Origin of the sequence: Corynebacterium hylobatis (assembly GCF_003955685.1) — a bacterium.
GTDB lineage: Bacteria > Actinomycetota > Actinomycetes > Mycobacteriales > Mycobacteriaceae > Corynebacterium > Corynebacterium hylobatis.
This window is the reverse complement of sequence record NZ_RXHJ01000033.1, coordinates 1-7,429: the sequence shown is the minus strand read 5'-3', so window position 1 is coordinate 7,429 and position 7,429 is coordinate 1. Positions and strand designations below refer to the sequence as shown.

The following is a 7,429-nucleotide window of genomic DNA, read 5'->3' as shown; positions in this document are numbered from 1 at the left end:
TGGCACCCTTAAGGGCAGGCACCACCCGGCACGCACCCACCACACGCCCCATCAAGGACATGTGGCCGGTGACACGGCACAACCAACGATCACAAACAAAAGTACATTGGCACACTATTGAGTTCTCAAACAACATTTGCATGCTTTTCACTGTCACCCTCAGGGGCTCAAGCTCTTCAGCAGCTTGTCTGAACTTACTGTATCGGACCGACTCTGTCAAATCCAAACTGAGAAGTTCTGCTTTCGTTTCCTTCCCGGCAACCTCTCGGTAACCGTTCTTGGCAACGAGAATGACTATACGAAGCTTTAGCCCGAACAAGCAAATCGCCAGGTCATCCGGCCATTCTGCGAATAATGCGGGGCATGGACCCCACCATCACCACCATGATGACCAGTTCCACCATGGTCTGGGTGACCACCACGACCGGAGCGAGGGGCCCACCCATCGCCAGGGCGAAGGGCAGAACCACCAGCGAATTGCGGGTCACGCCGCTGAAGGTCGCCGCCACCTGCTGCGGGGCGGGCAACCGCAGCAGGGAACTGACCGTCAGGCCGGCCACGATCATCACGAGGGCGAAGAGAAGGTAGATACCGGCGGGAAGGAGAAGCCGCTGCCACTGCTCGAGCACTCCTCCAGCGTGGCCGGCGAGCACCACGAAGAGCGTGGACATCATGAGCGGGACCATCGCGGCATTGCCGGCGGCGTCGATACGCCGGGCCCAGCGGTGGCGCAGCGTCAACCGCTGCAGAAGGAAGGCCGCGCCCAGGGGAAGAAGGATCAACAGGAGGAAGGCCTTGAGGAAAGGTCCGGCAGGGAGCGCCTCCTGCGACCCCACGAAGAGACGCAGCAGGGGTGGGAGAAGCAGGAACTGTCCGATGAGCAGAAGAGGCGTCGCCGCAAGCAACTGAGCGCGCGCTCCCCCGGCCAGGCCGGTGAAGGCGATGACGTAATCGATGCAGGGGGCGAGCAGAACGAGCAGGACAGCGGCGTGGATCACGGTGTCATCACGCAGGGGCAGGGCCAGCAGCCCCGCAACCACGGGGACGATGACAGCGTTGAGCAGGGCGAGGGCGGTGAGGAAGCGGGCGTCGATACGCACGCGTGTCAGAGGAACAGACAGGAAGGTGACGAAAAGCAGAAGCCCCAGTACCGGGGTCACCAGACCCTGCAGTACCGGGGTGTCAATGAGCAGGCCGGCCAGGATCGCCGCGAGGTAGCAGGCGATCTGGTTACGCTCGAGCCAGGGGACCATCTAGTGGTAGACGGCGAGGAGCCCGTTGGGGCCGTCGATCACCTGGACCGGGGTATTGAAGATCTCGGTGAGAATGTCATCGCGCATGACCTCCCGGGGCGTGCCGAACTCCGCGATCTTGCCGCCCTTGACCGCGCAGATGTAGTCGGCGTAACGGGCCGCGAAGTTGATGTCGTGCAGCACCACGATGATGGTACGGCCGAATTCACGGGCGGCGGACTGCAGGTGCTTCATCATCTCGACAGAGTGGGCGATGTCAAGGTTGTTCAGCGGTTCGTCGAGAAGCACATAATCCGTCTCCTGGCAGAGCACCATCGCCACATATGCGCGCTGACGCTGTCCGCCGGAGAGCTGGTCGAGATAACGGTTCTCCAGGTCGGTCAGGTTCAGGAAGTCGATGTAGCGGGAGATGATCTGCTCGTCCTCCGCATTCAACCGGCCCTTGCTGTAGGGGAAACGGCCGAAGCCGACGAGCTGGCGCACCGTCAGCTTGGTCACGAAGTGGTTCTCCTGGCGCAGGATCGAGATGATCTTCGCCAGGTCCTTCGAGCTTGTCGACGACACGTCGTGCTGCGCCACCGTGATCTCGCCCGAGTCCATCGCCAGGAGGCGCCCGACCATCGTCAGCAGCGTCGACTTGCCGGCACCGTTCGGGCCGACCAGCGCTGTGATGCCGCCGGACGGGATCTCCAGCGTCACCGGCCCGATGGCCACATCGCTGTTGTATTCCTTACGGACATTGGTCAGTGTGATCACAGTCGGCCCTTTCTGAGGATGACGATGAGGAAGACGGTACCGCCGATCAGCTCAATGATGATCGAGACGACACCCTGCGCCCGGAAAATGTGGTTCATGATGAAGTAGGAACCCGTGAGCACCACGAAACCGGTGAGAGCGGCCATCGGGAAGATGAAACGGTGGTCATAGGTGTCCGCGAACTGGTAGGCCAGGGTGGCCACGAGGAAACCGAGGAAGGTCATCGGCCCCACCAGCGAGGTCGACACAGCCATCAGCACGGACACCAGGATCAGCGTGTAGACCGACAGGAGCTTGTGGTTCACACCGAGGTTGGTGGTCGCATCCCTGCCGAGCGCGATGACGTTGAGCTTGCGGGAGTTGAGGATCAGCAGGATGCCCGCGATGGCGATCATCGGGATCGCAATCGGGAAATACTGCGTGTCCGCATTGTTGACAGAGCCGAAGAGACGAGCGGACAGGACGTCGAACTCCGAGGGAGTCAGCGTGCGCTGCATGAATGTGGACACCGAACCCAGGCCACCACCGATGATGATGCCGACCAGCAGCATGGCGTGCATATTGCCGCCCTTGCCGGTGAGCAGCCAGGTGTAGAGCACCAGTGTCAGCAGGATCATCACGGCCATCTGCCCGACAAACAGCTCCAGGCCCCGGGTCGCGAGGAAGGCCGTCGTGCCGAAGAGGAACATCGTCGAGGTGTGGATGACCGTGTAGAGCGATTCGAAGCCCATGATCGAGGGCGTGAGAATCCGGTTATTGGTCACCGTCTGGAAGGCCACTGTGGCGATGCCCTGGCAGAACGCCACGATCGCCATGACCACGACGGACTCCATGCGGCGTTCGGCGATGAGTGCGAATCCCGGATGGCCCACCGGCATCGGGTTGTTGTACCAGATCAGTCCCCAGGTGAAGACGAGCGCGGCCACGAACAGGCCGGCCATGATGAGCCAGTATTTGCGCCTGGCCTTCTTCGTCTGGAACGGGCCTGAGGTCCGCTCCCTGATGGGGGTGGTCTCTTCGTCTGCGACGGTGACGTGCTCCTCCACCGCGGTGGACTCCAGGAAGGTCTCGCGGCGCTCCAGGCCCGTCGTCTTGTTCTCGATGTGCTTATCCACGGCGCGTCTGCCTCACAATCAGGATGACGAAGACAACCGCACCGATGATGCCCAGGATCACGGAGACCGGGATCTCGAAGGGCGCGATGATCGTGCGGCTGATCAGGTCGCAGACGGTGACCACCGCGATGCCCATCAGGCATACCCAGGGGAGGTTGGAACGCAGGTCATCGCCACGGAACATGGAGACGATGTTCGGCACGATCAGACCCAGGAAAGGCAGGCTGCCGACAACGACGGTGACCACACCCGTTGCCACGGCGATCAGGCCGGTGCCGATGAGGATCATGCGGTTGTAGTTCAGGCCGACGTTGGTGGCGATCTCCTCCCCCATTCCCGCGACCGTCAGCCGGTCCGCGAAGAAGAACACCGCGATCACGATGAACAGGACGATCCACAGCACCTCGTACTGGCCACGGAAGACCGTGTTGAAGGAACCTGCGAACCAGATGCCAAGCTGCTGCAGCATATCTGTCTGCAAGGCGAAGAAAGTTGAGATCGAGCTGACCACCGCACCGAGCATGATGCCGATGATGGGCACGATCAGCGAGGAACGCAGCGTCACCCGGCGCAGAAACATGAAGAAGATCATCGTGCCGACGAAGGAGAACACCACTGCGCCGATCATCCGGTCGAGGATGGTCGCCGCGGGGATGAAGTACATGACCGCCAGCAGACCCAGGCCCGCCCACTCCGTCGTGCCGGTGGTACTCGGTTCCACGAATTTGTTCTGGGTCAGCAGCTGCATCACCAGGCCGGACATCGCCATGGCGGCACCCGCGAGGATGAGCGAGACCGTGCGTGGGATCCGGACCGCCTCAAACATGAGCTGACCGTCATCACCACCGAAGATGTCGTACTGTCCGGTGAAGAGGGAGGCCATGACGAGGGCGGCGACAAAGATAAAGCCGAGAATCAGCTTCCAGTCGAAGAGTTTCACCCGGGTACGTACTTGACGTCCGGGGGTTGTCTCCGACTGCGCGGAAGCAGGAGATGCGGTGGACACCCCTCAGTCCCCCTTTCTTTCACTGGCAGACGGTGCAGCGATGAACATACGTGTTTCCTGGTTTCTGGCGTGGGCGGACCGGTGCGGTCCGGGCCTGGTGGGGCGGTAAAAGGGAAGGAGGCTGCCTCGTGTGCACAAGACAGCCTCCTAGATGTTTCGGGTGATTCCGGAAATTGGGACGAATCCTAGCCGCCCCTTCCCCAGTCCACCGAATTAATTGTTGTTCGCGGCCTCTTCGAAGAGGTCGGCCAGACCGTTGAGAATCTCGGTGTACGTGATGATGTTCTCGTTGGTGTAGGTGTCGGCAGGCGCGTAGTAGACGCTGCCTTCGGTGGTCGCGGTGACGTTGGCCAGGGCCTCGTTGTCCTCGATGACCTGCTCAGCCGCGACGTACTCGTCGGTGTTGCGGGTGGTGGTACCGCCGTCGCGGTCCATAACGAGGAGGATATCCGGGTTGGAGGCGGCGATCGCCTCGACGTTGATGTCATCGCCCTCGTGGTCGGAGGAGGCGTTGTCGACCTCGAGAGCCGGAGTCATGCCCAGCAGGTCGAAGATCGGGCCGAAGGTACGGCCGACGGAGGGGGCGATGTAGCCGATGTTGCCACCGGAGACGTTGACGGCCATGACGGACTTGTCGGAGACGGCCTCATAGGCGGTCTTGGCGCGCTCGAGGGCATCGCTGAAGTCGGCGACGATGGTGGCCGCGTCCTCCTCCTCACCGAAGACCTCGCCGAGGACCTCGGCCTGGCGGATCAGCTCCCGGTCCAGCGGCTCGCCGTCACGCGGATCGAGCTCGATGATGGTGACGTCGGGGTTGAGGGTGGAGATCTCGTCGTAGTACTGGGCGAAACGCTGGCCATTGACGATCAGCTCCGGCTGGGCGGCGGTGAGCGCCTCCAGGTTCGGCTCACGGTGGGTGCCCAGGTCGACGATGTTCTCGTCCTCCTTGTAGGAGGTCACGGTGAACGGGACCAGGCTGACCGGAGCGGCCACCAGATCAACATCCCAGCGGTCCAGTAGCTCGAAGGCACGGTTATCGGTCGCGGCAACGTTGCCGATCGGCTGGGCGATCTCCTTGGTGCCGTGGTTGTCCTCGATGGTGATCGTGGTGGCCTCGGCGGCAGCGGTGCTGTCAGTGTCAGCCGCGGTCGTGCCGCTGTCGGAGCAGGCCGTGAGAAACAGACCGGCAGCGGCGACCGCGGCGATCAGGGAGGTACGGAATCGTGCCATGGTGTCCTTGTTTCCTTAAAAATCAGTTCGAAAGGTGACCAGCGTCCTGGTATTTTAGGGCAGGGTTCCCTAAGTGGAGAACAGTACAACGTCACCACTGGCAAGGCAAGGCTACCTTGCCCAAATCAACCCTCGGGAGGGGTGAAATCCAGCAAACTGCGAGGTGGGAGAGTTTTCGCAAATTTTCAACCCAGACGTTGCTTTGGCTCACCTTACCGGCGAAAGGGTGGCCGATGACACAAATTGGTAAATTTCACACCCCCCGAAATCGCTGACTGCCGCTGACCAGTGATTTCGCCCCGACCCCCTGGGAAATCTCCGGGAAATACCCTGACACTCGCCCCCACCTCCGGAGGGCCCACAGGCAGCAGAAAGCCCCCGCCCCTGAGCTGACTCAGAATGCGGGGGCAGGCGGCAAACCCTACTTGTCGTCGCCCTGGGTCATCAGCGCGAGGCCGATGGCCAGCATGAAGACATCCTTCGCCAGGCTCATACCCTCCTGCGAGGGACGGATACCGTCAGCCTCGGTGTTCTCCGGGTTGCGGAAGTACATCGACAGCAGGCCGCCGCCGAAAGCGGCCAGCCCGGCGCCGGCGATCCTGCTGGGCACGAAGGGGGCCAGCAGAGCCGCACCGAGGCCGGTCTCCGCATAGCCGAGCCAGGTGCCGAACTTGTCCGAAGGCAGCTTCGCCAGTGCCGGGATGCCGGAAGCCGCGGCCTGCTGGACGCCGGCGGAATACTCGGCCGGCATGCCGATCTTGCCCACGCCGGAGTTGGCGATGAAGGCGCCGGAAACGCCGCGGAGGATGGCGGTGGAAATCTTGGACATGAAAGCTCCTAGCAATATTGTTGACGTGTACTCATACAAGGTACACGTTCGCTCCTTTCGACGCCAGTGGCAATCTCAGGAGCCGATCTCCTCCAGCACATGATCACTCTCGTCCGGAAAGAGCAGCGGGTAGGTGAAACCTGCGATCGCCGCACCCACCAGCGGCGCGACGATGAACGCCCAGACCTGCATCAACGGCTCGCTCCCCGCGAACCACGCCACACCCAGCGAACGTGCCGGGTTCACCGAGGTGTTGGAGATCGGGATCGAGATCAGGTGGATCAGAGTCAACGCCAGACCAATCGCGACCGGAGCGAAACCCTGCGGGGCACGACGATCAGTGGATCCGAGAATGATCCAGAGGAAGATGGCGGTGAGCACGGCCTCCGCCACAAGCACAGCCACCAGTGAATAACCATCCGGGGACCGGTCCCCGTAGCCGTTGGTGGCGAAACCGGATTCCACAGCCGAAAAACCCTCCCGACCCGAGGCAATCACGTAGATGACACCACCCGCCAGCGAACCGCCGATCACCTGGGCAACCATGTACGGAAGCACGGCCGAACCCTCCACGCGGTTGGAGAGGAACGCACCCAGGGTGACAGCCGGGTTGAAGTGCCCGCCGGAGATGTGGCCGACGGCGTAGGCCATGGTCAGGACGGTGAGTCCGAAGGCCAGGGCAACACCGACGAAGCCGATGCCCATATTGATGTTCGGGTTGTCAGCGGACAGGACGCTCGCAGCGAAGACCGCGCTACCGCAGCCGCCGAAGACGAGGACAAAAGTACCCAGCAACTCTGCGGCCAGGCGTGTCGTCATTGATTGATGCACGTGAACTCCAGACGGTGGGAAACAGTGTATGAAGCTGACTCTACGATGCGTCGCCCCTGCTGGCAGCGTATTTGTGTAACGGATACGTCAGAATCGTCCAAAACCGTTCCACATCTGCGAGCACAGCCATCCGAGCCGGTGTTGCCGGGGCCTGCCCCTTGGGAGTTGAGAACCGGGGGTTAGGTCTCATCCGCTAGATTCCATCCGTTAGGTCCGGACATGTATCCCCCAGGATCCGCGCTGCCCACCATGCCGCCGCACCCGAGAGATACATGTCCGGACCTAACCCCCGAGACCTACTTCAGGGGGCGGACTACAAAATGAGGAGATCCCCAGACCAGTGATGGTCTGGGGATCTCTCTTTGGTGGAGCTGCCGGGGATTCACGGTATATCTGATCTACCTGCAGG

7 protein-coding genes are annotated in these 7,429 nt (G+C 61.9%); all 7 read right to left on the bottom strand.

The window, feature by feature from the left end:
* Nucleotides 1-332 precede the first annotated feature (332 nt).
* The 7 genes from EAH68_RS14450 to aqpZ all read right to left on the bottom strand — a co-directional run bounded on the left by EAH68_RS14450 (nucleotide 333) and on the right by aqpZ (nucleotide 7,008).
* A complete protein-coding gene (locus EAH68_RS14450) occupies nucleotides 333-1,253 on the bottom strand; it encodes an arsenic resistance protein (protein WP_126122033.1) in 921 nt (306 codons plus the stop codon).
* Entirely contained in the window at nucleotides 1,254-2,009 is a 756-nt protein-coding gene (locus EAH68_RS14445; RefSeq protein ID WP_126122032.1) for an iron ABC transporter ATP-binding protein, read from the bottom strand. It abuts the gene before it with no gap.
* Nucleotides 2,006-3,124 (bottom strand): iron chelate uptake ABC transporter family permease subunit, encoded by a 1,119-nt coding sequence (locus tag EAH68_RS14440; protein ID WP_126122031.1) that lies wholly within the window; start codon nucleotides 3,122-3,124, stop codon nucleotides 2,006-2,008. The genes EAH68_RS14445 and EAH68_RS14440 overlap by 4 nt, the downstream gene beginning before the upstream one ends.
* Entirely contained in the window at nucleotides 3,117-4,130 is a 1,014-nt protein-coding gene (locus tag EAH68_RS14435) for an ABC transporter permease (protein ID WP_126122030.1), read from the bottom strand. The genes EAH68_RS14440 and EAH68_RS14435 overlap by 8 nt, the downstream gene beginning before the upstream one ends.
* 213 nt (nucleotides 4,131-4,343) lie before the next feature.
* On the bottom strand, nucleotides 4,344-5,360 hold the full coding sequence (locus EAH68_RS14430; RefSeq protein ID WP_126122029.1) for a siderophore ABC transporter substrate-binding protein: 1,017 nt from the start codon (nucleotides 5,358-5,360) through the stop codon (nucleotides 4,344-4,346).
* Between the two features lie 421 nt (nucleotides 5,361-5,781).
* Nucleotides 5,782-6,189, bottom strand: a complete 408-nt coding sequence (locus tag EAH68_RS14425; protein WP_126122028.1) for a hypothetical protein — start codon at nucleotides 6,187-6,189, stop codon at nucleotides 5,782-5,784.
* A gap of 75 nt (nucleotides 6,190-6,264) precedes the next feature.
* Nucleotides 6,265-7,008 carry an aquaporin Z gene (aqpZ, locus tag EAH68_RS14420; RefSeq protein ID WP_126122027.1) on the bottom strand — a complete coding sequence of 248 codons (744 nt, stop codon included), beginning with the start codon at nucleotides 7,006-7,008 and terminating at the stop codon, nucleotides 6,265-6,267.
* Between the last annotated feature and the right edge of the window lie 421 nt (nucleotides 7,009-7,429).

What these genes read in the sequence shown, in the direction of transcription:
- EAH68_RS14450 (WP_126122033.1), bottom strand. Translation starts at nt 1,253, where the DNA reads ATGGTCCCCTGGCTCGAGCGTAACCAGATCGCCTGCTACCTCGCGGCG.
- EAH68_RS14430 (WP_126122029.1), bottom strand. Translation starts at nt 5,360, where the DNA reads ATGGCACGATTCCGTACCTCCCTGATCGCCGCGGTCGCCGCTGCCGGT.
- EAH68_RS14425 (WP_126122028.1), bottom strand. Translation starts at nt 6,189, where the DNA reads ATGTCCAAGATTTCCACCGCCATCCTCCGCGGCGTTTCCGGCGCCTTC.
- aqpZ (WP_126122027.1), bottom strand. Translation starts at nt 7,008, where the DNA reads ATGACGACACGCCTGGCCGCAGAGTTGCTGGGTACTTTTGTCCTCGTC.